Genomic DNA, 21,395 nt, shown 5'->3' with positions numbered 1-21,395 from the left:
CCGTTGACTGGCCCCCATCATAGCCGATCAGCCCTCGAAAACGTGTGCATCACCGGCGCCACGCCGGATTACTTCGGGCCGCTCGCCACTGAGATCCACCACCGTGCTCGGTTCGAGCCCGCCGGGACCGGCATCGATGATGGCATCCACCTGGCGGCCGAGGCGCTCACGCATGTCCACCGGATCGGTCATGGGATCGGTCTCGCCGGGCAGCAGCAGCGTGCTGGTGGTCAGCGGTTCGCCCAGCGCCTCGAGCAGCGCCTGGGCCACCGGGTGATCCGGCACGCGGATACCGATGGTTTTACGGCGGGTGTGCTGCACCCGACGGGGGACCTCGGCAGTGGCCCGCAGCACAAAGGTGTAGGGACCCGGGACATGGGCCTTGAGCAGGCGGAACGCCGTGTTGTCCAGGCGGGTATAGCTGCCGATATCCGAGAGATCGCGACAGGCCAGGGTGAAGTGATGCCGCTCCTCAAGCCCACGCAGCTGGCGGATGCGGTCGACGGCGGCCTTCTCGCCCATCGCACAGCCGAGCGCATAGGTGGTGCCGGTGGGATAGACGATCACCCCGCCATCGCGGAGTATCTCGACGGCGCGCCGGATGAGCCGGGGCTGCGGGGTTCGCGGATGAATCTCGAAATACTGACTCATGGGGCAACTCCTCGGGTGTCCACCGCACCCAGTTATGATAGCGTCCCGACAGTTTAACGAACGGAAGCCTATGTACTACGCGATTATCAGTGAAGACGTGAGCGACAGCCGCGAGCGTCGGGCCGGTGCCCGCGACGCGCATCTCGAGCGGCTCCGGCAGCTTCGCGATGACGGCCGTCTGCTCGTGGCCGGCCCCAACCCGGCCATCGATGCCGACGACCCGGGCGAGGCGGGCTTCAGCGGGAGCGTCGTGATCGCCGAGTTCGACTCGCTGGCGAGCGCCCGAGCCTGGGCCGACGCCGACCCCTATGTCGACGCAGGGGTCTACCGCGCCGTCACCGTCAAGCCGTTCAAGAAGGTGCTGCCATGAGTGATGTCCCGCGCAGCGAGCGGCCGGCCATGATCCGGTCGCGACTGGAACACAGCCTGTCCATCGACTCGCTCGAGGTCCAGGATGACAGCCATCAGCATGCCGGCCACGCCGGCGCCCAGGCCGGTGGCGGCCACTACAGCCTGCGGATCGTCAGCGACGACTTTGCCGGCCGGCGTCGCCTCCAGCGGCATCGTCTGGTCTACGACGCGATGGGGGATGCGATGCGCAATGACTGCATCCACGCCCTCAGCATCGAGGCGCTGACGCCCGCCGAGGCCCGCTCCCAATCCCCCGAAAGCCAATGAGTACTACAATGTCATTCAGTCCCCTTACCGCCCTTCGCCTGACCCTGCCCGCCCTCGCCCTTGGCGCCGGAATGGGCATGGCCCAGGCCCAGGAATCGGCCGATGGCGCGGACAGCGCCGAGGTCGAGGTGCTTGCCGAGATCAATGGCGAGACCATCACCGCCCGCGAGCTCGATCAGCTGGTCTCACAGCAGACTCAGGGCCAGTCCGAGATCCCGCCGCCGCAGCGCCGTCAGTTCCTCGAGGAGATCATCAACCTGATGCTGCTCGCCCAGGCCGGTGACGCCGCGGGCATCGATGAAAACCCGGACGTCGCCGCGCAGCTCAACAACGATCGCCGCCGCACCCTGGCCCAGGGCTTTGTGCGTCAGCTCACCGAGACCGAGCCGGTGGCCGAGTCGGTGCTGCGCGACCGCTACGATGAGATCTATGGCGGGGAAGCCCCGCGCGAGTACAAGGCCCGGCATATCCTTGTCTCGGATGGCGAGCAGGCGGCCGCCCTGATCGACCGGCTCGACAGCGGCGAGGCGTTCGTCGAGCTCGCGGGGCAGTACTCCGAGGATGGCACCTCGCGGGATGGCGGCGATCTGGGCTGGTTTGCCCCGGGTGACATGGTCGAGCCGTTTTCGGCGGCCGTCGCCGAACTCGAGCCCGGTGAGGTGACCGACGAGCCCGTGGAAACGCGCTTCGGCTTTCATGTCATCCGGCTTGATGACACCCGTGAGACCGACGCGCCCGCGTTTTCCGACGTGGCGGGTCAGCTGCGCATGAGCATCGTCAACGAGCGCATCCAGGCCGAGCTCGGGAGCCTGCGCGAGGAGGCCGACATCGACTACGAGGCGGCCTGGGCCCAGCCCGACAACGGCTGACGTCTAGTTGATCAGGGCGTTGAAGCCCGCCTCATCGAGGACCGTCACCCCCAGACTGTCGGCGCGGTCGCGTTTCGAGCCCGGCTCGGCGCCCGCGACGACATAATCGGTGCGACTGGACACGCTGCTCGTGACCTTGCCCCCCAGGGCCTCGATGCGGGCACGGGCCTGATCGCGGGTCTGGCCCTCGAGGGTGCCGGTCAGCACAAAAGTCTGCCCGGCCAGCGGCTGGGCGGGTGGCGCTTCGGCCGCTGATCCGGGATCGGGCCAGTGCACGCCCGCCTCGCGCAGGGCCTCGATCACCTCGCGATTATGCGGCTGGGCAAAGAACTGGCGGACCGATTCCGCCACCACCGGCCCGACATCGGGCACCGCCGTGAGATCCTCCTCGTCAGCGGCCATGAGCGCCTCCAGGCTGCCGAAGTGCGTTGCCAGGGCACGGGCGGTCACCTCACCCACCTGATCAATGCCCAGGGCGTAGAGGAACCGCGCCAGCGTGGTCTCCCGCGAGGCCTCAATCGCGCTCAGCAGATTGGTGGTGGAGCGCTCGCCCATGCGCTCCAGGCCCAGTAGATCGCTGCGGGTCAGGGCATACAGATCGGCGGCGGTGCGCACCCGCTCGTGGGAGACCAGCTGCTCGATGAGCTTTTCACCCAGCCCATCGATGTCCATCGCCCGCCGTGAGACAAAGTGCATCAGCGCCCCCATGCGCTGCGCCGGGCAGTAGAGCCCACCCATGCAGCGATGCGCCGCCTGGTCATCGATCCGCACGACATCGGATCCGCAGACCGGACAGGCCGCCGGCATCTGCCAGGCCCGGGCGTCGGCGGGCCGGCGTGATTCGATGACACTGACCACCTCGGGGATGACATCGCCGGCCCGGCGGACCATCACCGCATCGCCCTCGCGGACATCCTTGCGATGGACCTCGTCGAGGTTGTGCAGCGTCGCGCGGGTCACGGTCACACCGCCGACTTCCACCGCCTCCAGGTCGGCCACCGGAGTGATGACGCCGGTCCGGCCCACCGAGGGCAGAATGGCCCTGACCCGGGTGGACGCCTCGCGGGCCGGCAGCTTGTGGGCGAGCGCCCAGCGCGGTGCCCGCGCCGTGGCCCCCAGCCGCTGCCAGACCTGACGATCATTGACCTTGTAGACCACACCATCGATTTCATAGTCGAGGCGGTCACGGACCTCGACAAGATGCTGTTGGTAGGCGAGGCAGCCGCTGACACCGGTCACGCGCTGGACCTGATCATTGACCCGAAACCCCCATTGCCGGAGGGTTTCGAGGACCGCCTCGTGGGTGGCGGGCAACGCCTCGCTGGCCTCGCCCGTGCCAAAGACAAACAGCGTCAGCGGGCGATGCGCGGTGATCCGCGAATCGAGCTGGCGCAGGCTGCCCGCCGCGGCATTGCGCGGATTGGCGAAGGGGCGTTCACCGCGCGCCAGACGGCGCTCATTGAGGGCCTCAAAGTCGGCGCGCTGGATCACCACCTCGCCGCGGACCTCGATCACCGCCGGCGCCTGATCACCCTGCAGTCGCAGCGGGATGCTGCGGATGGTACGGGCATTGGCGGTGATGTCCTCGCCGACGCGGCCATCACCGCGGGTCGCCGCCGTCACGAGCTGTCCCGATTCATAACGCAGGTTGACCGACAGACCGTCGAGCTTGGGCTCGGCCATGTAGTCGATGTCGCTGACGCCCAGCGCCTCGCGCAGACGCCGGTCGAAGTCGGCCACATCCGCTTCGCTGAAGGCATTCGCCAGCGACAGCATGGGCTCGCCGTGGGCCCGCTCCGCAAAGCTCGACAGCGGCGCCGAGCCCACCCGCCGGGTCGGCGAATCATCCCGCTGCAGCTCGGGATGATCGCGCTCGAGGGTCATGAGCTCGTCCATCAGCCGATCGTATTCGGCATCGGCGATGGTCGGATCGTCGAGGACGTAGTAGCGGTAATTGTGGGTCTCGAGCTGGTCGCGAAGGCGGGCGGCACGCTCCGCCGGGGCGTCCGCTGCGCTCATGGGCGGCCGCCCGGTCGCCGATCGGCGACCCGTGCCCGGCGTCGGTACTCGAGCAGCGCCTCACGCCAGTGCTCGATGGCCTGGGGTGTCAGATCGCAGCGCCGGCCGTCCAGCAACTGGCCCCCCAGGCTCTGGGCCACGCGCCGGGCCGTCGCCAGCATGCGCTCGAATACCGCCAGCCCGTCGAACGGCGCGGGCACCTGCATGATGAAAACGATCCCCGGCGTGGTGGTGGCCGCCGGGTCGGTCCGGTCAAAGGTACCCGGCTCGACAATGCTGGCCACGGTATAGAGCGCGACGGTCTCGCCGTTCACGCTAAGCGGCCGCTCGAAAACGCCCTGATCGGTCAGGCCGAGTCCCGCCGCCTCGAGCACCTCGGCGATGGACCCGCCATCATAGGGTCGCCCCTCGGGGGCCATGACCGACAGCGCGATAATCCACTCCTCGCCGACCGCTCGACCCCGCACATCCTCCAGCTCGTCCTCCGAGTGGACGACCCGGGCGGGGCCGACAATGCCCTCGCCGCCGGGTGTCTCCGCGGGGTCAGCCGCTGGCAGGTCATCGTCAGCGATGGGATCGTCGGCGACGGGTTCCCCGGCCAGCGGGTCGCCGGCGTCCAGCGCCGGCTCCTGATAGTCGGCGAAGGGCTCGCGCTGCGGGCGCGCGCGACGCCGCCACGGTGGGCCGTCGCGGCGCCAGTCCTGGAGGCGGGTGTAGCCATAGACGCCGGCGATGATCACAACGCCAAGGCCCAGAAGAATCCAGCGCAGTTCGTTCATTCCCAGTTCCGTTCCCCCATATCCCTGTCAGGTTGCAACGCCACCTGTCTCAACTCAAGTCTCGCCGGCGGTCATTTCCACGGCCGCCTCGACGTCCACGGCCACCAGCCGCGAGACCCCCGGTTCCGCCATTGTCACCCCGGCCAGGTGGCTGGCTGCCTCCATGGTGGCCTTATTGTGCGTGATCACGATGAATTGGACGCGATCCGACAGGCTGCGCAGCAGATCGCAGAAACGCCCCACATTCGCCTCGTCCAATGGGGCATCGACCTCATCGAGCATGCAGAACGGGGCGGGGTTGAGCTCGAAGATGGCGAACACCAGCGCCACCGCCGCCAGCGCCTTTTCGCCCCCGGAGAGCAGATGGATGTTGCTGATGCGCTTGCCGGGCGGTCGAGCCATCAGGGTGACGCCGGTCTCGAGCAGATCCGCTTCAGTCATCTCGAGATAGGCCTCGCCGCCGCCGAACAGCGTCGGGAAAAGCCGCTGCAGCCCGGCGTTGACCTCGTCAAACGTGGCCCGGAAACGGCTCCGCGTCTCGCGGTCAATGCGCTGAATGGCGTTCTCCAGCGTCTCGAGGGCGGCGCTCAGGTCGGCCTGCTGGTCGTCCAGATAGGTCTTGCGCTCGGCCAGCGTGGCCTGCTCGTCAATGGCCGCGAGATTGATCGCCCCCAGTGCATCAATGGCCGCGGCAAGGCGCTCGAGCTCGGCGATGTAGGCCGATTCATCGGCGTCCTCCGGCAACGCCCCGGCGATGGCCTCGCCGTCCACCGGCAGCGCGGCAAACTGCTCACACCGGTCGGCAAGCCGTGCCTCCACCTCAACCTCGCGGTGGCGCAGGCCATCGCGGGTCTCACGTCGCTCGCGCACCGCCTGCTCCGCCAGCGATCGCTCGGTGTCGAGCTGGCGCAGCATGGCGGCCTGATCATCAAGACGCCGACGGGCCGCCTCGAGGGCGCTCTCACGCTCGGCCCGACGGCTCAGTAGCGACTGCCGCTCATTCGCCCGGGTGGCGTCCGGGTCACCCAGGGCGTCGATGGTGGCCTGCAGTTCATCGGCGCGTTGCTGCAACTCGCTGGCCTGGGCGGCCAACCGGGCGATGGCCTGATCCCGTGACTGCCGCGCGGTCTCGGCCCGCTCCAGACGCAGGGCGACCGCCTGGCGCTGATCGCGGGCCGCCGCGGCCGCCGCCCGGGCGCGCTCCAGGCCCGCCCGGGCGGTGTCCAGCGCTTCATCCAGGGGGACCCGTCGATCACGGGCGGACTGCACCTGAATCCGGGCGGCATCGCGCTCGGCCACGGCTCGGTCGATGGCCGCGCGGGCCTCATCCCGCGACTCGGTGAGCTCCGTGCGCTCGCGCATCAGCCGTTGGCGCTGCTCAGCCTGTGCCCGCTGCTGATCGATGGCCGCCTGTTGTCGGGCGCGTGCCGCGGCGAGTGCCTGGTCCAGGCTCTGACGAGCCTCCACCGCCCGCTGCCGGTCGGCCTTTGCGTCGGCGCTGCGCGCATCGGTGGCCTCCCGCCGGCTCATGAGATCATCCAGGGCATGCCGCGCCCCGGCAATCTCGGCGGTGACGGCCTCGATGGCCCGGCCCCGCGCCACCACGCCGGCTTCCGAATCGGTCGCGGTGGCGCGCAGACGCCGCCAGCCATGGCCATACCAGGCCCCATCCGCGGTCATCACCGACTCGCCCGGCGCAAGGCGGCTCAGCCAGCCGCGCGCCTCGGCCCGGCTATCCGCCGTCCGGATACGGGCCAGCAGATCGGTCACCGCGGCCGGACCCGCCACCTTCGCGGCCAGCGAATCGGGCGGGGCGTCGGCCCCGGGTACGGCACTGAAGAGCATCACCTCGCCGGCCTGGGGCGTGTCCGGGTCGGCGTCGCCGGCCTCCACGGCCTCCAGCGCGCGCTCCAGGGCCCACTCCACCGCCATTTCCCAGCCAGGCGCCACGGCAAGCTGATCCCCCAGGCGCCGATGTCCTTCAAGCCCCTGGGCCTGCAGCCAGCGGGCCATTTCGTCATGCCGGCCCAGGGCCTCGTCCTGGAGGGTCTGCAGCGATTCGCGCCGGGCTTCGCGGGCGTTCAGCCGCGAGCGCTGCTCATCGATCCGGGCATCCAGCGACTGGCGCTCCTCGGCCGCCGCGGCCAGCTGCGTATCGGCCGCCGCAATGCGGGCGTCCAGCGGTTCACGATCGGCCACCAGCGCCTCGATATCGGCACGGTCGGTGGCGTCGGCGGAAGCGTCCTCGCCCGCCTGCAGATCGAGTTCCTCGGCAATGCGCGCCAGACGCCGGTCCTGATCGGCGACGCGGGCCCCGAGCTGATCGATCCGGGTCTGCTCGAGCTGCATCCGGCGCTCGGCCTCGGCGTGTTCCTGCCCCACCGCATCGCGTTGCTCGCGGGCTTCATCGAGGCGGGCGCCCGCTGTCGCAACGGTCTGCTCGGCCTCCGCGAGGGCCTGGTCAGCGGCGGCGAGCGCCGGCGTTTCGGTGTCGATGGTCGCCGTCAGCGTCTGACGTTCATCGCGGTCGTCACTGAGGGCACGGTCGTTCTCAGCAATGGCGGCCCGTGTCTGCTCAAGGGCCTGGCGGCTCTGGCTGAGCGTCTCCTGGTCGTGGCGGATACGCTGCTCGAGGGCGGCCAGCGTCGATCCGAGTTCGTAGTACTCGGCCTGCACGGCATTCAGGTGATCACTCGCCGCGGTCTGTTCGGCGCGCACCGATTCCATCCCGCGCTCGCAGCGCCGCTGTTCCGCCAGGCGTGCCTCGAGGGCGGTCTCGGCATCGGCTCGCTGGGTCTGCAGATCGGCCTGTTCAGCCTCGAGCTGGCGGATACGCAGCAGGGTCAGCTCGGCATGACACTGACGCTCATCGGCTTTCAACTGGCGGTAGCGCTCGGCCGTCCGGGCCTGATCATTGAGCCGGTCGAGCTGGCGGGCGACCTCGGCGCGCATGTCATCGAGCCGCTCGAGGTTCTCGCGGGTGTCGCGGATCCGTCGCTCGGTCTCGCGGCGCCGTTCCTTGTACAGGCTGATCCCGGCGGCCTCTTCGAGGTAGCCGCGGAGTGCCTCGGGGCGCGCCTCGATCAGTCGCGAGATGGTGCCCTGCTCGATGATCGAGTAGCTGCGGGGCCCGAGCCCGGTCCCCAGGAAGACATCGGTGATATCGCGACGCCGACAGCGGCTGCCGTTGAGAAAATAGGCCGATTGCCCGTCGCGGTTGACCTGACGGCGGATGGCGATTTCGCTGAACCCGGCGTACTGCCCGCCCAGTGAACCGTCGGCATTGTCGAACACCAGCTCGATGCTGGCCTGCCCCACGGGTTTGCGGCTACCGGATCCACTGAAGATGACATCGGCCATCGAGCCGCCACGCAGATGCTTGGCCGACCGCTCGCCCATGACCCAGCGCACGGCATCGATGATGTTGGACTTGCCACAGCCGTTGGGGCCGACGATGGCGGTGATGCCCGAGCCCAGCGGGACCGGCGTCGTGTCGACGAAGGATTTGAAACCGCTCAGGCGGATTTTACTGAGCCGCATCCACGCGGGCGTCCCTGTTGCCGTGCAGCATTCAAGATACTCATTTTCCCCGGGAGGAGGAACCAATGCGCCGGTAGAGCGTGCTGCGACTGATGCCCAGCGACTGCGCGGCGCGACTGACGTTACCGCCGTGCTCCGCCAGTGCCGCCTGAATATGGCGTTGTTCCATGGCCCGAAGGTCGGTATCCGGCCAGTCCTCAGCCGACATGTTTCCGACGTCCGCCTCCAGGAGGACATCAGGCAGATCCGCCCGTGTCACCGGCGCGCCCGGTCGGCGTAACGCCAGCGCCGTCTGCATGACGCTGTGCAACTGACGCAGATTGCCGGGCCATGAATAGGCGAGAAGCCGCGCGCGGGCATCCGGCGAAAGCGTCGCCATGGGATCCTCCTCGGCCAGAAGCCGATCGATCAGCGCCTCACGATCGCTGCGCCGGCGCAGCGGCGGCAATTCGATCCGCAATCCGCACAGCCGGTAGTAAAGGTCGGCGCGAAACGCACCGGCCTTGACCCGGGCTGCCAGATCGCAATGAGTGGCGCTGACCAGCGCAAAGTCCACCGCCCGGGGCTGACCGCCACCCACCGGCAGGACGGTGCGCTCCTGGAGGACCCGCAGCAGTCGGGTCTGAAGCGCGATCGGCATGTCGCCGATCTCGTCGAGGAAAAGTGTTCCGCCATTGGCTTCGGCGATGCGACCCTCGGCACCGCGCGGGTTTGCGCCGGTAAACGCCCCCGGGGCATAACCAAACAGTTCGGCCTCGGCAAGGCTCTCGGGGATTGCCGCGCAGTTGACGGCGACGATCGGCCCGTTCGCCCGCGGCCCCTTCGCGTGCAGGGCGCGCACCACCCATTCCTTACCGGTGCCGGTCTCGCCCTCGATCAGAAGGGGGATGTTTCGGGCGAAGACACGGTGAGCCCGACGCAGTGTGTCCGCCACTGCATCATCCCCCGCGTGCAAGCGCTCGAACGTCGTGTCATCGGACAGCGCAGCCGCCGGCGTCGAACCGTGGATGCGCGACGGCGGCGCGACCAGGCGCAGGCAGGTCATGATCCCGCTGAGGGTCCGCCGAAGCGGCATCGATTCGTCACTGCGCAGCAAGCCCTCGAACGTCTCCTCAAAGAGCCCTTCGAAGCGCTCGCCCACGCAGTCGTCACCGAAGTAGCTGCGCGCCACCTCGTTCAGGGCCAATACCCGTCCATAACCATCGAGCGCGAGAATCCCCTCGCTGAGGGTGCCCAGCAGCTCCGGCCGCGCATGGAGATGAAGATGGAAGCTGTCGGCGAACTCCGCCGTGAGCCAGCGGTTTTCGATCATTCGTGCGCCCATCCGCACCAGCCCCAGGGCATGGATCTGGCGGGCCGACTGATCCCCGGAGACATCCAGCAGGCCGATCACGGTCCCCGCCGTGTCACGGATCGGCGCCGCCGCACAGGTCAGGAACGTATTGCACTGCAGATAATGCTCGGGGCCGTGGACCGACGCTGGACCGCCCTGTGCCAGCGCGAGGCCGATGGCGTTGGTCCCGCGCACAGGCTCGCCCCAGCATGCACCCGGTGCCAGTGCAACGCGCTGACTGCGGGCATGGAAATGCGGGTCACCGTGGCGCTCGAGGATCGTGCCGTGCGCATCACAGAGCAATACGGCACTGTTGCTGCCGCTGATCTGGTGATACAGGTTTTCGATTTCCGGCAGCGCCAGCGCGATCAGCGACTCGTTGTCGGCCCGGGCCGCCCGCAACGCCGCCGCATCAAAAACGGCATCAGCCGCCTGTTGCCGCGGTGAGAGCCCGGCCGCCGCCACCCGCTGCCAGGAGGCCGCCACCCCATCCGCCACACCGGCCGGCGTCCGCTCGCCCGCCAACAGCTGACGCCGCGCGCCGGCAAGCCGGGCGCGATCGTTAAACGGCCGCTCGTCCATCGCCCTCCTCCTCTGTCGCAGTCCGCGACAGATTGTTCTAAAACGGCACACCGGCCACCCGTCTCTAGCGGACAGGTTGAAGAGCACGATCGCCCAGTCCCGGGCGCGACGCAAGCACCAAGCTTGCAGCCATCAATTGGCGCAGATCTTGCTGGTGAATCAGTGCGGGCACGCTTTGCGTCCCGACCCATAAAAACGGAGGAGAGACCATGATCTACGCCAATCCCGGCAGCACGAACGCCATCGTCCATTTCAAAAGCGAATATCAGAACTTCATTGGCGGGGACTGGCAGGCCCCGCTCGACGGCGAGTACTTCGATAATCCCACACCGGTCACCGGGCAGACCTTCTGCCGCATTCCGCGCTCCAAGGCAGCCGACGTCGAAAAGGCGCTGGATGCAGCCCACGCGGCAAAGGCGGCCTGGGGCAGGACGCCGGTGGCCGCGCGCGCCGTCATTCTGAACACCATCGCCGATCGCATGGAGGCCAACCTCGAGGCGCTTGCCGTGGCGGAGACCTGGGAGAATGGCAAGCCGGTCCGGGAAACGCTGGCGGCCGATCTGCCGCTCGCGATCGATCACTTCCGTTATTTCGCCGGCGTCATCCGTGCCCAGGAGGGTTCACTCGGCGAGCTCGATGACGACACGGTGTCCTATCAGATCCATGAACCCCTCGGTGTGGTGGGTCAGATCATTCCCTGGAATTTCCCGATCCTGATGGCCACGTGGAAGCTGGCGCCGGCGCTGGCGGCCGGCAACTGTGTGGTACTCAAACCCGCCGAACAGACACCGGCCAGCATTCTGATGCTCACCGAGCTGATCGCCGACCTGCTGCCCGCCGGTGTGCTCAATATCGTCAACGGCTTCGGCGCCGAGGCGGGCAAGGCGCTTGCCTCGAACCCGCGGATCAGCAAGGTAGCCTTCACCGGAGAGACCACCACCGGGCGACTGATCATGCAGTACGCATCGGAAAACCTGATTCCGGTCACGCTGGAGCTGGGCGGTAAGTCACCCAACGTGTTTTTTGCTGACTGCTTTGCCGCCGATGACGGCTTCCGGGAGAAAACCCTCGAGGGATTCGCGATGTTCGCCCTCAATCAGGGTGAGGTCTGCACCTGCCCGTCACGGGCACTGGTGCAGCGCTCGTTCTATGGCGACTTCATGGATGCTGCGCTTGACCGGGTGGCCCGCATTAAAACGGGCAATCCGCTTGATACCGAGACGATGGTGGGCGCGCAGGCATCGCGCGATCAGCTGGAAAAAATCATGGCCTATCTGGATATCGGCCGGCAGGAGGGTGCCAGAGTCCTCGCCGGCGGTGAGAGTCTGGACCTGGGCGGCGAACTGAGCGGTGGCTACTACGTTCAGCCCACCGTCTTCGAAGGCGACAATCGCATGCGCGTCTTCCAGGAAGAGATTTTTGGCCCGGTGGTCTCAGTCACCGGCTTTGACGATCGGGATGACGCCCTGAGTATCGCCAATGACACGCTGTACGGGCTCGGCGCGGGCCTGTGGACGCGCAACGTCAACACGGCCTATCGCATGGGCCGCGGCATTCAGGCCGGCCGTGTCTGGACCAACTGCTATCACCTCTACCCCGCGCACGCGGCGTTTGGTGGCTACAAGCAGTCAGGCTTCGGTCGTGAAAACCACCTCATGATGCTCGCGCACTACCAGCAGACCAAAAACCTGCTGGTGAGTTACAGCGAGTCCCCCATGGGACTGTTCTAGGCGGGCGGATAACGCCGGGCGGGCGGGTCACGCCCGCCCGGTGCTGCGCACGAGGAGACGATCATGAGCACGAATGAAATGGGCGTTGTGGCGACACCTGCGGCAGAGGCACTGATCGCCGAGCTGCAGCGGCGCCACGGGCCATTGCTGTTTCACCAATCCGGTGGTTGCTGTGACGGGAGTGCACCCATGTGCTATCCCCGCGACGAATTCAGGGTGGGCGCGCGCGACGTCCATCTTGGCGACATCGGCGGACAGCCCTTTTATATCGGCGGCGACCAGTATGCGCTCTGGGCGCACACGCGATTGATCATCGACGTGATCGAGGGGCGTGGCTCCGGATTCTCACTGGAAGCGCCCGAGGGCAAACGCTTCCTGACCCGGTCTGAACTATGCAGCGTACCGCCGCGGGATCAGCCACCGGCGGCCAGATAGCGCTGGATGCGACTCACCGCCGTTGCCAGTCGGTCGGTGTCGGTGGTGTAGGCGAAGCGCAGATGCCGCTCGGGTGCCGTGCGTTCAAAATCCAGCCCGGGGGTCACCGCCACACCGGCCTGTTCAAGCAGTCCGCTTGCCAGATCGGCGCTGTCATCGCCGAGCGCGGTGATATCGGCATACAGATAGAACGCCCCGGCAGGATTGCCCGGGATGTGGAAGCCGAGGTCGCGCAGCGCCGGCAGCAGAAAATCCCGACGCTGGCGGAACGCCTCTCGTCTCGCCTCGAAGATCTCGCGGGACGCCTCGGTAAAGCAGGCCAGCGCCGCATACTGGGCGGGCGTCGAGGCGCTGATGAACAGATTCTGCAGCAGCTTTTCGGCAACCGGCACCCAGTCGGCGGGAACCACCATCCAGCCAAGCCGCCAGCCGGTCATACCGAAGTACTTCGAGAAACTGTTCACCACAATCGCGTCCGGCGCATGCGCCAACGCCTGGGCGGGCGCGCCGTCGTAATGCAGTCCGTGATAGATCTCATCGACGATCAGCCCAATGCCCCGGCGCTGGCCGAGGGCCGCGAGTCCGGCCAGATCCGCGGCGCTCGCCAGCGTGCCGGTGGGGTTGCCCGGCGAGCCCACGAGCATCGCCGCCGTACGCTCGTCACAGGCCGCGGCCGCCAGCCCGGGCGTCAGCTGATAATCGCTGCCGGCGTCCACACGCACCGCCCGCAGCGTGGCGTCCACGGCTTCGACGAAGTTGCGGTTACAAGGATAGCCCGGGTCGGGCAGCAGGACGTTGCGGCCCGGATCCGCCAGCATGGCCAGGGCCACCAGCAACGCCCCGCTCGCCCCCGGGGTAATCAGAATGCGACCGGGATCGACCTCCACGCCATGGTCACGCTGGTAGTGCCCGGCGATGGCCTCGCGCAGGGCCGGCAGCCCCGCCGCCGGCTGATACCCGGTCCGCCCGTCGGCGAGCGCCTGGCGGCCCGCCTCACGCACCGGCGCCGCCGTGGGGAAGTCGGGCTCACCGATCTCCATATGGACAATGTCGGCGCCGCCCGCCTCAAGCTCGCGCGCCCGGGCCAGCAGGGTCATGACGTGAAACGGTTGGATGCGGTGACTGCGCGCGGACAGATCAGGACGTGGCACGGCGACCTCAGCGAATGACTGGACTCGCAGTGTAGCAACCCGCATGGCAAGCTGAGGCAACAACGCATGGATGGTGCTATGACCGACACGCGCTACATCGGCCGCTTCGCCCCCAGCCCGACCGGGCCGCTCCACCGCGGCTCGCTGATCGCGGCGCTGGCGAGCTGGCTGGATGCACGGGCGGCCGGTGGCGAGTGGCGACTGCGCATCGATGACGTCGACCGCGGCCGCGCCCGGGTCTCGGCCGCGCGTGACATCCGCGCGGCACTGGAGGCCCTGGGCCTCGAATGGGACGGCCCGGTGCAGGTCCAGGACGCGCGCCGCGATCATTATCAGGCGGCCCTCGAAAGGCTCCAGGCAAGTGGCGCCGCCTACCCCTGCGCCTGCACCCGGCGCGAGGTGGCCGCGGGCGGCGAGGCGGGCCCGGCCGGTATCATCTATCCCGGGACCTGCCGCGACGGCCTGCCCGCCGGCCGTGAAGCGCGCAGCTGGCGGTTCCGCGTCCCCGATGGCCCCCTTGGCTTCGAGGATCGGCGCCTGGGCCCACAGTCCCTGGTCCCCGCGGCCGTGATCGGCGACTTCGTGATCCGCCGCGGCGATGGCCTGCACGCCTATCACCTGGCCATGGTGGTGGATGACGCCGCGCTGGGCGTCACCGATGTGGTCCGGGGTGCCGACCTGCTGCCCGCGACGCCCCCGCAGATGCTGCTGCGCAGCGCCCTGAGCCTGCCGCAGCCGCGCCACCTGCATGTGCCCGTCGCCACCGACCCCCAGGGCCGCAAGCTCAGCAAAACCAACGCGGCGCCGCCCGTGGATACCCGTCGGGCGGGGGCCGCCGTGGCCGACGCGCTGGCCTTTCTCGGGCATCCTCCGCCGGCCGACCTGGCGGATGCCCCACCCGCGATGCTTCTGGAATGGGCGGTTGGCCACTGGCAATCCGGGGCAATTGCGCGCGATGGCTTGGCATCAGGCCTCCAACACCCGCAGTATAGGGTCCATAAGGTATAGAACAGACGTCGAACGCTGTCATTCAGGAGGAGAAAACGGCATGGCCGCAGAAAAACGCTATCCGGTGCCGCCGGAAACCGCCGATCACGCATTGCTCAGCCGCGAAGCGTACGAGCGCATGTACCGCCGGTCACTGGAAGCGCCGGACGCATTCTGGGCCGAACAGGCGGAGGCCTTCCTCACCTGGTTCGAGACCTGGGACCGCGTAAGTGATAACGACCTCACCAAGGGGCAGATTCGCTGGTTCGAAGGCGGCAAGCTCAACGTCAGTTACAACTGCCTGGACCGGCACCTCGACACCCACGGTGATCGCAACGCCATCATCTGGGAAGGCGACGAGCCGGGCGTCACCCGGCACATCACCTACCGCGAACTGCATGCCGATGTCTGTCGGCTGGCCAACGTGCTCAAGTCCCGCGGCGTTTCGCGGGGTGACCGGGTCTCGATCTACATGCCGATGATCCCGGAAGCCGTGGTCGCCATGCTGGCCTGCACGCGGATCGGGGCGGTGCATTCCATCGTCTTCGGCGGGTTCTCGCCGCATGCCCTGCGCGATCGCATCGTCGATGCCGACTGCCGCACCGTGATCACCGCCGATCAGGGGCTGCGCAGTGGCAAGCCGGTCCCGCTCAAGGAAAACGTCGACAAGGCCATTGATGGCCTCGACGCCGTGCACTCGGTGATCACGGTCCGCCACACCGGCAACCCGGTGTCGTGGAACGACGCGCGCGACATCGACTATGGCAAGGCGCTGGCCGCCGCGTCCGATGAGTGTGCCCCCGAGGCGATGGACGCCGAGGATCCGCTGTTCATCCTCTATACCTCGGGGTCCACCGGCAAGCCCAAGGGGGTGCTGCACACCACCGGGGGCTATCTGCTGCAGGCCGCGATGACCTTCAAGTACGTCTTCGACTACCACGACGGCGAGGTCTACTGGTGCACCGCCGACGTCGGCTGGATCACCGGTCACAGCTACATCGTCTACGGGCCGCTGGCCAACGGCGCCACCAGTCTGGTGTTCGAGGGTGTTCCGACCTATCCCGATGCCGGGCGTTTCTGGCAGATCATCGACGACCATCAGGTCAACATCTTCTACACCGCTCCCACCGCGATCCGCTCACTGATGGGTCAGGGCGAGGCGCTGGTCAAAAAGCACTCCCGCCAGTCGCTGCGGGTGCTGGGCACGGTTGGCGAGCCCATCAACCCGGAGGCCTGGGAGTGGTACTACCGCGTGGTGGGCGACGAGCGCTGCCGCATCGTCGACACCTGGTGGCAGACCGAGACCGGCGCGATCATGATCTCGGCACTGCCCGGCGCCATCGACCTCAAGCCCGGCTCCGCCACGCTGCCGTTCTTTGGTGTCGAGCCGCAGCTGGTGGACAACGAGGGCAACGTGCTCGAGGGCGCCACCGAGGGCAACCTGTGCCTCACCCGGGCGTGGCCCAGCATGATGCGCACCATCCACGGTGACCATGAACGCTTCATGAACACCTACCTCACGACCTATCCGGGCAAGTACTTCACCGGCGACGGCGCGCGCCGCGACGAGGAAGGCTATTACTGGATCACCGGGCGGGTGGACGACGTCCTCAATGTCTCCGGCCATCGCATGGGCACCGCCGAAATCGAGAGCGCGCTGGTGCTGCATGATGCCGTCGCGGAGGCGGCGGTGGTGGGATACCCCCACGACCTGAAAGGTCAGGGGATCTACTGCTACGTCACGCTGGTGCAGGGCACAGAGCCCAGTGACCATCTGGAAAAGGAACTGGCCAGTCTCGTGCGCAGCGAAATCGGCCCCATCGCCAAGCCCGATGTCATCCAGTGGGCGCCGGGCCTGCCCAAGACCCGCTCGGGCAAGATCATGCGGCGCATCCTGCGCAAGGTGGCCACCAACGAGCTGGACAGTCTGGGAGACACCAGCACGCTGGCCGACCCCGGTGTGGTGGATGACCTGATCAGCCAGCGGGCCAACCAGTAGCAACCACGGCCCGGCGACGCCCTCAAGGGGGTCGCCGGGCGATCTCACAACAATGAATCGAGCCAGGGAGGATCTGACCAACCGGACGAGATTTCGACGCATCCATAATCACAAAAAGCGACAGGTCGCTGGACGACACTGTCATACGACATCACCGCAGGAGGAGCGGAAGCATGGCTTCTAATCAGGAACAGGCCGCCATGGCCTACTGGAAGGAGAACGTCAGACTGCTGATCACACTGCTGATCATCTGGTTTGTCGTCTCTTATGGACTGGGCATCATTCTCGCCCCGTTGCTCAACAACATCATGATTGCGGGCTATCCCCTCGGCTTCTGGTTCGCCCAGCAGGGCGCGATTTACACGTTCATCGTCCTGATTTTCGTCTACGTGTTCCGCATGAACGCGCTGGATCGAAAATACGACGTGTACGAAAAGTAACGAGGGGAATTCGACATGGATCTCGCACTCACTACCTATCTGATTGTCGGCGCCACCTTCGTCCTGTACATCGGTATCGCGATCTGGGCCAAGGCCGGAAGCACCGGCGAATTCTACGTCGCAGGCAAGGGGGTTCACCCCATTGCCAACGGCATGGCCACCGCAGCGGACTGGATGTCCGCGGCATCGTTCATCTCAATGGCCGGTCTGATCGCCTTTCTGGGCTATGACGCCTCCGTCTACCTGATGGGCTGGACCGGCGGCTATGTGCTCCTGGCACTTCTACTTGCGCCGTATCTGCGCAAATTCGGCAAGTTCACGGTTCCCGAATTCATCGGCGACCGGTTCTACTCCAAGACGGCCCGCGTCATTGCGGTCATTGCCCTGATCGTTGCCTCGATCACCTACGTCATCGGTCAGATGAAGGGCATTGGTGTCGCGTTTTCGCGTTTTCTGGAGACGAGCTACGAATTTGGGCTTTTCATCGGGATGGCGATCGTCTTTTTCTATGCCGTGATCGGTGGCATGAAAGGCATCACCTATACCCAGATCGCCCAGTACTGCGTGATGATCTTCGCGTACACCATTCCGGCCATCTTCATATCGCTGGCCATCACCGGCAATCCGGCACCTCAGCTGGGTCTGGGCGGGACCGTCGCCGATGGCACTTATCTGCTGAACAAGCTCGACAACATCCTTGTTGATCTTGGCTTCTCGCAGTACACGGCGATGAAGGGCACCACGCTCAACATGTTCTTCCTGACCATGTCGCTGATGATCGGTACAGCCGGTCTGCCCCACGTCATCGTGCGCTTCTTCACGGTGCCGCGGGTCCGGGATGCCCGACTGTCGGCCGGATGGACGTTGATTTTCATCGCCATCCTCTACACCACGGCACCGGCCGTGGGCGCGATGTCGTTCTACAACCTGATCAACACCGTCCAGCCGGGCGAGATCGGGGCCGAAGACGGCAACCTGGCCTACGAGAACGTGCCGGGCTGGTTCTCGCGCTGGGAAGAGACCGGTCTTCTCGCCTGGGACGACAAGAATGATGACGGCCGTATCCAGTACTACAACAGCGACAACCCGGCCTTCGAGTCCACGGCCGAGTCCTATGGCTGGCAAGGCAATGAGCTGACCGTTGACCGTGACATCATGGTCATGGCCAACCCGGAGATCGCGCAGTTGCCCAACTGGGTGATCGCCCTGACCGTCGCGGGTGGCCTCGCGGCGGCCCTGTCCACGGCGGCGGGACTGCTCATGGCGATCTCCTCATCGGTCTCCCATGACCTGATCAAGGGCGTCATCAACCCGAAGATCGGCGAGAAGAGCGAATTGCTAGCGGCTCGAATCGCAATGGGTGTGGCGGTCCTTGTAGCAGGCTACCTGGGCCTGAACCCACCAGGGTTCGCGGCACAGGTCGTTGCACTGGCCTTCGGGCTGGCGGCTTCGTCGCTGTTCCCGGTTCTCATGCTCGGCATCTTCAACCGGCGCATGAATAGTGCCGGCGCCATCGCAGGCATGCTCTCGGGTCTCAGCTTCACCCTGGTGTATGTGTTCATCTTCAAGGGCTGGTTCTTCATCCCCGGCACCAACATGCTGCCGGACACGCCGGAGCACTGGCTGTTCGGGATCGGACCGCAGTCCATCGGTGCCATCGGCGCGTTGATCAACGTCATCGTTGCATCGCTCGTGTCACGAGCAACGGCGCCGCCGCCGGAGAACATCCAGGAACTGGTGGAGAGCATCCGGGTCCCGCGCGCTTCCTGAGCGCCCTGACCCGTTAGAAAAACCCCGGTGGCCCTGCCACCGGGGTTTTTTTATAGCTGGAACCGCACTTCGAGCTTTTTGTGAAGCCGCCGCGCCTCGCGGAAAGCCTCCTTGAGGATCCGCCGATCCATCGGATTGACGTTCTCCGGATCCAGCCGATTCCCCATGGTGTCGCCGGTCACCGACTGCTGCTGGTGCTCGCGCATCCTCAGCAGCTGCACAAAGGCGAACGAGCGCTCGAACGCCCCGGCATCCTCGGCGCTCAGCACCCCCGCGCGGGCCAGCTCGCGCAGACGCGTCTGGGTGTGTCCATCGGCGATCCCCGCCTGCAGGGCCAGCACCCGGGCGGCATCCACGAACGGGGTCAGGCCACGCACCTTGAGATCCAGTCGATGCACACCATCGGCATCGCGATCGGTGACGAAGTCCCGGAACACGCCGAGCGGCGGCTTGATGGCCAGGGCGTTGGCCGCAAGGGTGTGCAGGAAGACCGAGTTGCCGGCCGCCAGCTCCACCACCCGGCGCTGCAGGGCCTCGCCGGTGACCAGATCCCCCCACACGGGCCGAAAATCGAAGTAAATGGTCGAGCTGAGCACGTTCTCCGGCGTGGCACTGGCCACCAGCCGGCCAAAGGTGGCCTCCCACTCCGCAAAGCTCAGGCAGAGCCCCGGATTGCTCGCCATGACATTGCCCGTGCACAGCGGAAAACCGCAGGCGTCGAGCACCTCGTTGATGCGCCGTGCCAGCGGCAGCAGACGCTCGCGTACCGCCTCCGGCGTCTCATCGCCGGGGTCAAACAGAATCCCGTTGTCCTGATCGGTCACCCGCGTCTGCTCGCGTCGACCTTCGCTGCCAAAGGCAATCCAGGTAAACGCCACGCCGGGGTCGCCGCGCTCGGCCAGGACCAGTTCAATGGCGCGGGTCACCGTGCGGTCGTTGAGCAGCGTGATGATGCGGGTGATCTGCTCAACGCCGGCGCCGTGGGCCATCATGCTGTCGATCAGCGCCCCCACCTGGCCGCGGGCCAGCACCAGCGCGTCCACGTCCTCGGCGCCGGTGATCGAGCGGGTCAGATGGACCAGGTTGATCCGCTGAAGGGCAAAGATATCGCGCTCGGAGATGACACCGGCGAGCCGGCCCTGCGGATCGGTGACGATCATGTGCCGGATGTGGTGACGCGCCATTTCCACCACCGCCTCAAACGCATAGGTCTGGGTGTCGAGGGTGACTGGCTCGCGGGTCATCACCGCCGCCAGCGACTCGTCCAGGTGACTGCCCTCGGCGACGACGCCCCGCAGGTCATGCAGGGTGAAGATGCCCTGGGGACGCTCGTCCGGGTCGGTGACCAGCACGCTGCCCACCTTGCGCGCATGCATGGTGGCTACGGCCTCCCGCACCGAGGTATGCGCCTCGCAGGTCAGCGGGTGCCGGTTCATCAGCTCTCCCAGCGGCGTATCCATGGTGGTATCGCTGCCCAGATTGCCGGCGGCACGGTGCTGGATATCCTGCTGGACCTGGTCGAGCAGCCCGCTCACCCCGCGCAGACAATAGTCGCGGAACAGCGGGCTTTCGCTGACGAGGTGCTCGAAGGTGGTCCGGGGAACGCGCAGACACTGGGTGGGCGTGCTGGCGCGATAGACCGTGCGCGTGGCCCGCTGACCGATCATTGCGGCCATGGGAAAGTTATCCCCGGGGCCCATGTCAAAGCGCTCACCGCCGGGGCGTTCCGCGCGCACCTGCCCGTCGACGATCAGGTAGAAGTAACCGGCGGGCTCCACCGACGGCTCGAGGATGACGGTGCCGGCGGTGTAGCGGCAGACCTCGCAATGCTCGCGGAAATGCTGCTGCAGGGCCCGCGGCAGGCGGTCAAAGGGCGCATGCGCGTCCAGAAATCCGCGCACCACCGACGCGTCGGTATCGGCCGTGTCGTCGCTCATCGCTATCTCCCGCGTGGTTCATCGGCGTCTACCGGCAGCGTACCTCGACAAACGGGCATGGGAGTAGCCTATACTGGCGGAAAAGAGGAGGAGGCAGCATCCACGGATGCTGAGTGGCTGATGGTTAAAACAATTCTGATTGTCGACCATGAATCCAACCTGACCAGTGCCCTGCGCTTTCTACTCGAGCAGTCGGGCTTTCGCGTGGCACTGGCCAACAGCGGCAACCAGGCCGAGGCCGCAATGGCCGAGGCCGCCCCGGATGTCGCCCTGGTCAACACCACGTTGCCCGACCGCAACGGGTACGACCTCTGCCAGCGCCTGCTACAGGGGTCAGGCCCGATGGGCCTGCCGATCCTGATGCTCACCTCGCACAGCCTCGAGGTGGAGCGCGAGAAGGCGTTTTCGCTGGGTGCCACGGACTTCATCGTCAAGCCGTTCGATCCCGCGGCCATCCTCGGCCGGATCCGGTCGCTGGCGAGCGGAGCCGCCTGA

Annotated in this window: 17 protein-coding genes; 10 read left to right on the top strand and 7 right to left on the bottom strand. The window is 66.8% G+C overall.

Annotation, left to right across the window (positions count from 1 at the left end; all coding sequences use genetic code 11):
* Positions 1-27 precede the first annotated feature (27 nt).
* Positions 28-651 (bottom strand): L-threonylcarbamoyladenylate synthase, encoded by a 624-nt coding sequence (locus BA899_RS03200; protein WP_110883064.1) that lies wholly within the window; start codon positions 649-651, stop codon positions 28-30.
* 70 nt (positions 652-721) lie between these two features.
* Here BA899_RS03200 and BA899_RS03195 point away from each other — a divergent pair, with 70 nt between their 5' ends.
* Genes BA899_RS03195 through BA899_RS03185 form a run of 3 tightly spaced genes read left to right on the top strand, consistent with a single transcriptional unit; the run spans position 722 to position 2,198 of the window.
* On the top strand, positions 722-1,021 hold the full coding sequence (locus BA899_RS03195; protein ID WP_159299689.1) for a YciI family protein: 300 nt from the start codon (positions 722-724) through the stop codon (positions 1,019-1,021).
* Positions 1,018-1,329 carry a BolA family transcriptional regulator gene (locus BA899_RS03190; RefSeq protein WP_159299688.1) on the top strand — a complete coding sequence of 104 codons (312 nt, stop codon included), beginning with the start codon at positions 1,018-1,020 and terminating at the stop codon, positions 1,327-1,329. The genes BA899_RS03195 and BA899_RS03190 overlap by 4 nt, the downstream gene beginning before the upstream one ends.
* An 8-nt stretch (positions 1,330-1,337) precedes the next feature.
* A complete protein-coding gene (locus BA899_RS03185) occupies positions 1,338-2,198 on the top strand; it encodes a peptidylprolyl isomerase (protein ID WP_157809057.1) in 861 nt (286 codons plus the stop codon).
* Between the two features lie 3 nt (positions 2,199-2,201).
* Here BA899_RS03185 and ligA read toward each other — a convergent pair whose 3' ends face one another.
* The 4 genes from ligA to BA899_RS03165 are packed head-to-tail and all read right to left on the bottom strand — an operon-like array spanning position 2,202 to position 10,451.
* On the bottom strand, positions 2,202-4,217 hold the full coding sequence (ligA, locus tag BA899_RS03180; RefSeq protein ID WP_159299687.1) for an NAD-dependent DNA ligase LigA: 2,016 nt from the start codon (positions 4,215-4,217) through the stop codon (positions 2,202-2,204).
* Positions 4,214-4,996, bottom strand: coding sequence for a cell division protein ZipA C-terminal FtsZ-binding domain-containing protein (locus BA899_RS03175; protein ID WP_148121812.1), 783 nt, complete (start codon positions 4,994-4,996; stop codon positions 4,214-4,216). The genes ligA and BA899_RS03175 overlap by 4 nt, the downstream gene beginning before the upstream one ends.
* 54 nt (positions 4,997-5,050) lie before the next feature.
* Complete coding sequence (smc, locus tag BA899_RS03170; protein ID WP_159299686.1) at positions 5,051-8,536, bottom strand: chromosome segregation protein SMC; 3,486 nt, start codon at positions 8,534-8,536, stop codon at positions 5,051-5,053.
* Positions 8,537-8,576: 40 nt separating this feature from the next.
* Positions 8,577-10,451: a sigma-54-dependent Fis family transcriptional regulator gene (locus BA899_RS03165; protein ID WP_159299685.1), complete on the bottom strand. Its 1,875-nt coding sequence runs from the start codon at positions 10,449-10,451 to the stop codon at positions 8,577-8,579.
* Positions 10,452-10,660: 209 nt separating this feature from the next.
* Here BA899_RS03165 and BA899_RS03160 point away from each other — a divergent pair, with 209 nt between their 5' ends.
* Both BA899_RS03160 and BA899_RS03155 read left to right on the top strand, forming a co-directional pair.
* Positions 10,661-12,181 (top strand): aldehyde dehydrogenase family protein, encoded by a 1,521-nt coding sequence (locus tag BA899_RS03160; protein ID WP_159299684.1) that lies wholly within the window; start codon positions 10,661-10,663, stop codon positions 12,179-12,181.
* A 63-nt stretch (positions 12,182-12,244) separates the two neighbouring features.
* Positions 12,245-12,616, top strand: a complete 372-nt coding sequence (locus BA899_RS03155) for a DUF779 domain-containing protein (RefSeq protein WP_110883073.1) — start codon at positions 12,245-12,247, stop codon at positions 12,614-12,616.
* Here the strand turns inward: BA899_RS03155 and BA899_RS03150 are convergent.
* The gene (locus BA899_RS03150) at positions 12,595-13,767 is read right to left on the bottom strand and encodes a pyridoxal phosphate-dependent aminotransferase (protein WP_370456300.1); all 1,173 of its coding nucleotides are present in this window, start codon (positions 13,765-13,767) and stop codon (positions 12,595-12,597) included. The genes BA899_RS03155 and BA899_RS03150 overlap by 22 nt on opposite strands.
* Before the next feature lie 78 nt (positions 13,768-13,845).
* Here BA899_RS03150 and gluQRS point away from each other — a divergent pair, with 78 nt between their 5' ends.
* The 4 genes from gluQRS to BA899_RS03130 all read left to right on the top strand — a co-directional run bounded on the left by gluQRS (position 13,846) and on the right by BA899_RS03130 (position 18,963).
* On the top strand, positions 13,846-14,775 hold the full coding sequence (gene gluQRS / locus BA899_RS03145) for a tRNA glutamyl-Q(34) synthetase GluQRS (RefSeq protein ID WP_159299682.1): 930 nt from the start codon (positions 13,846-13,848) through the stop codon (positions 14,773-14,775).
* 40 nt (positions 14,776-14,815) lie between these two features.
* Complete coding sequence (acs, locus tag BA899_RS03140; protein ID WP_148121806.1) at positions 14,816-16,753, top strand: acetate--CoA ligase; 1,938 nt, start codon at positions 14,816-14,818, stop codon at positions 16,751-16,753.
* 173 nt (positions 16,754-16,926) lie between these two features.
* The gene (locus tag BA899_RS03135) at positions 16,927-17,193 is read left to right on the top strand and encodes a DUF4212 domain-containing protein (protein ID WP_110883077.1); all 267 of its coding nucleotides are present in this window, start codon (positions 16,927-16,929) and stop codon (positions 17,191-17,193) included.
* A 15-nt stretch (positions 17,194-17,208) separates the two neighbouring features.
* Positions 17,209-18,963 (top strand): sodium:solute symporter family protein, encoded by a 1,755-nt coding sequence (locus BA899_RS03130; protein WP_110883078.1) that lies wholly within the window; start codon positions 17,209-17,211, stop codon positions 18,961-18,963.
* Positions 18,964-19,013: 50 nt separating this feature from the next.
* Here the strand turns inward: BA899_RS03130 and BA899_RS03125 are convergent, their stop codons facing one another.
* Positions 19,014-20,900 carry a DUF294 nucleotidyltransferase-like domain-containing protein gene (locus tag BA899_RS03125; protein ID WP_159299681.1) on the bottom strand — a complete coding sequence of 629 codons (1,887 nt, stop codon included), beginning with the start codon at positions 20,898-20,900 and terminating at the stop codon, positions 19,014-19,016.
* A 120-nt stretch (positions 20,901-21,020) separates the two neighbouring features.
* Between BA899_RS03125 and BA899_RS03120 the strand changes: the two genes are divergently transcribed.
* Complete coding sequence (locus tag BA899_RS03120) at positions 21,021-21,395, top strand: response regulator transcription factor (RefSeq protein ID WP_157809056.1); 375 nt, start codon at positions 21,021-21,023, stop codon at positions 21,393-21,395.

This window comes from Spiribacter sp. SSL99, from assembly GCF_009805925.1.
Lineage (GTDB): Bacteria > Pseudomonadota > Gammaproteobacteria > Nitrococcales > Nitrococcaceae > Spiribacter > Spiribacter roseus.
Note: the sequence above shows the minus strand (reverse complement) of the source record. Positions and strands in the feature narration are given on the sequence as shown.

Excerpts from the sequence above, each read along its gene's own strand:
- BA899_RS03200 (WP_110883064.1), bottom strand. The coding sequence starts at position 651 with ATGAGTCAGTATTTCGAGATTCATCCGCGAACCCCGCAGCCCCGGCTC.
- BA899_RS03195 (WP_159299689.1), top strand. The coding sequence starts at position 722 with ATGTACTACGCGATTATCAGTGAAGACGTGAGCGACAGCCGCGAGCGT.
- BA899_RS03190 (WP_159299688.1), top strand. The coding sequence starts at position 1,018 with ATGAGTGATGTCCCGCGCAGCGAGCGGCCGGCCATGATCCGGTCGCGA.
- BA899_RS03185 (WP_157809057.1), top strand. The coding sequence starts at position 1,338 with ATGTCATTCAGTCCCCTTACCGCCCTTCGCCTGACCCTGCCCGCCCTC.
- ligA (WP_159299687.1), bottom strand. The coding sequence starts at position 4,217 with ATGAGCGCAGCGGACGCCCCGGCGGAGCGTGCCGCCCGCCTTCGCGAC.
- BA899_RS03175 (WP_148121812.1), bottom strand. The coding sequence starts at position 4,996 with ATGAACGAACTGCGCTGGATTCTTCTGGGCCTTGGCGTTGTGATCATC.
- smc (WP_159299686.1), bottom strand. The coding sequence starts at position 8,536 with ATGCGGCTCAGTAAAATCCGCCTGAGCGGTTTCAAATCCTTCGTCGAC.
- BA899_RS03165 (WP_159299685.1), bottom strand. The coding sequence starts at position 10,451 with ATGGACGAGCGGCCGTTTAACGATCGCGCCCGGCTTGCCGGCGCGCGG.
- BA899_RS03160 (WP_159299684.1), top strand. The coding sequence starts at position 10,661 with ATGATCTACGCCAATCCCGGCAGCACGAACGCCATCGTCCATTTCAAA.
- BA899_RS03155 (WP_110883073.1), top strand. The coding sequence starts at position 12,245 with ATGAGCACGAATGAAATGGGCGTTGTGGCGACACCTGCGGCAGAGGCA.
- gluQRS (WP_159299682.1), top strand. The coding sequence starts at position 13,846 with ATGACCGACACGCGCTACATCGGCCGCTTCGCCCCCAGCCCGACCGGG.
- acs (WP_148121806.1), top strand. The coding sequence starts at position 14,816 with ATGGCCGCAGAAAAACGCTATCCGGTGCCGCCGGAAACCGCCGATCAC.
- BA899_RS03135 (WP_110883077.1), top strand. The coding sequence starts at position 16,927 with ATGGCTTCTAATCAGGAACAGGCCGCCATGGCCTACTGGAAGGAGAAC.
- BA899_RS03130 (WP_110883078.1), top strand. The coding sequence starts at position 17,209 with ATGGATCTCGCACTCACTACCTATCTGATTGTCGGCGCCACCTTCGTC.
- BA899_RS03125 (WP_159299681.1), bottom strand. The coding sequence starts at position 20,900 with ATGAGCGACGACACGGCCGATACCGACGCGTCGGTGGTGCGCGGATTT.
- BA899_RS03120 (WP_157809056.1), top strand. The coding sequence starts at position 21,021 with ATGGTTAAAACAATTCTGATTGTCGACCATGAATCCAACCTGACCAGT.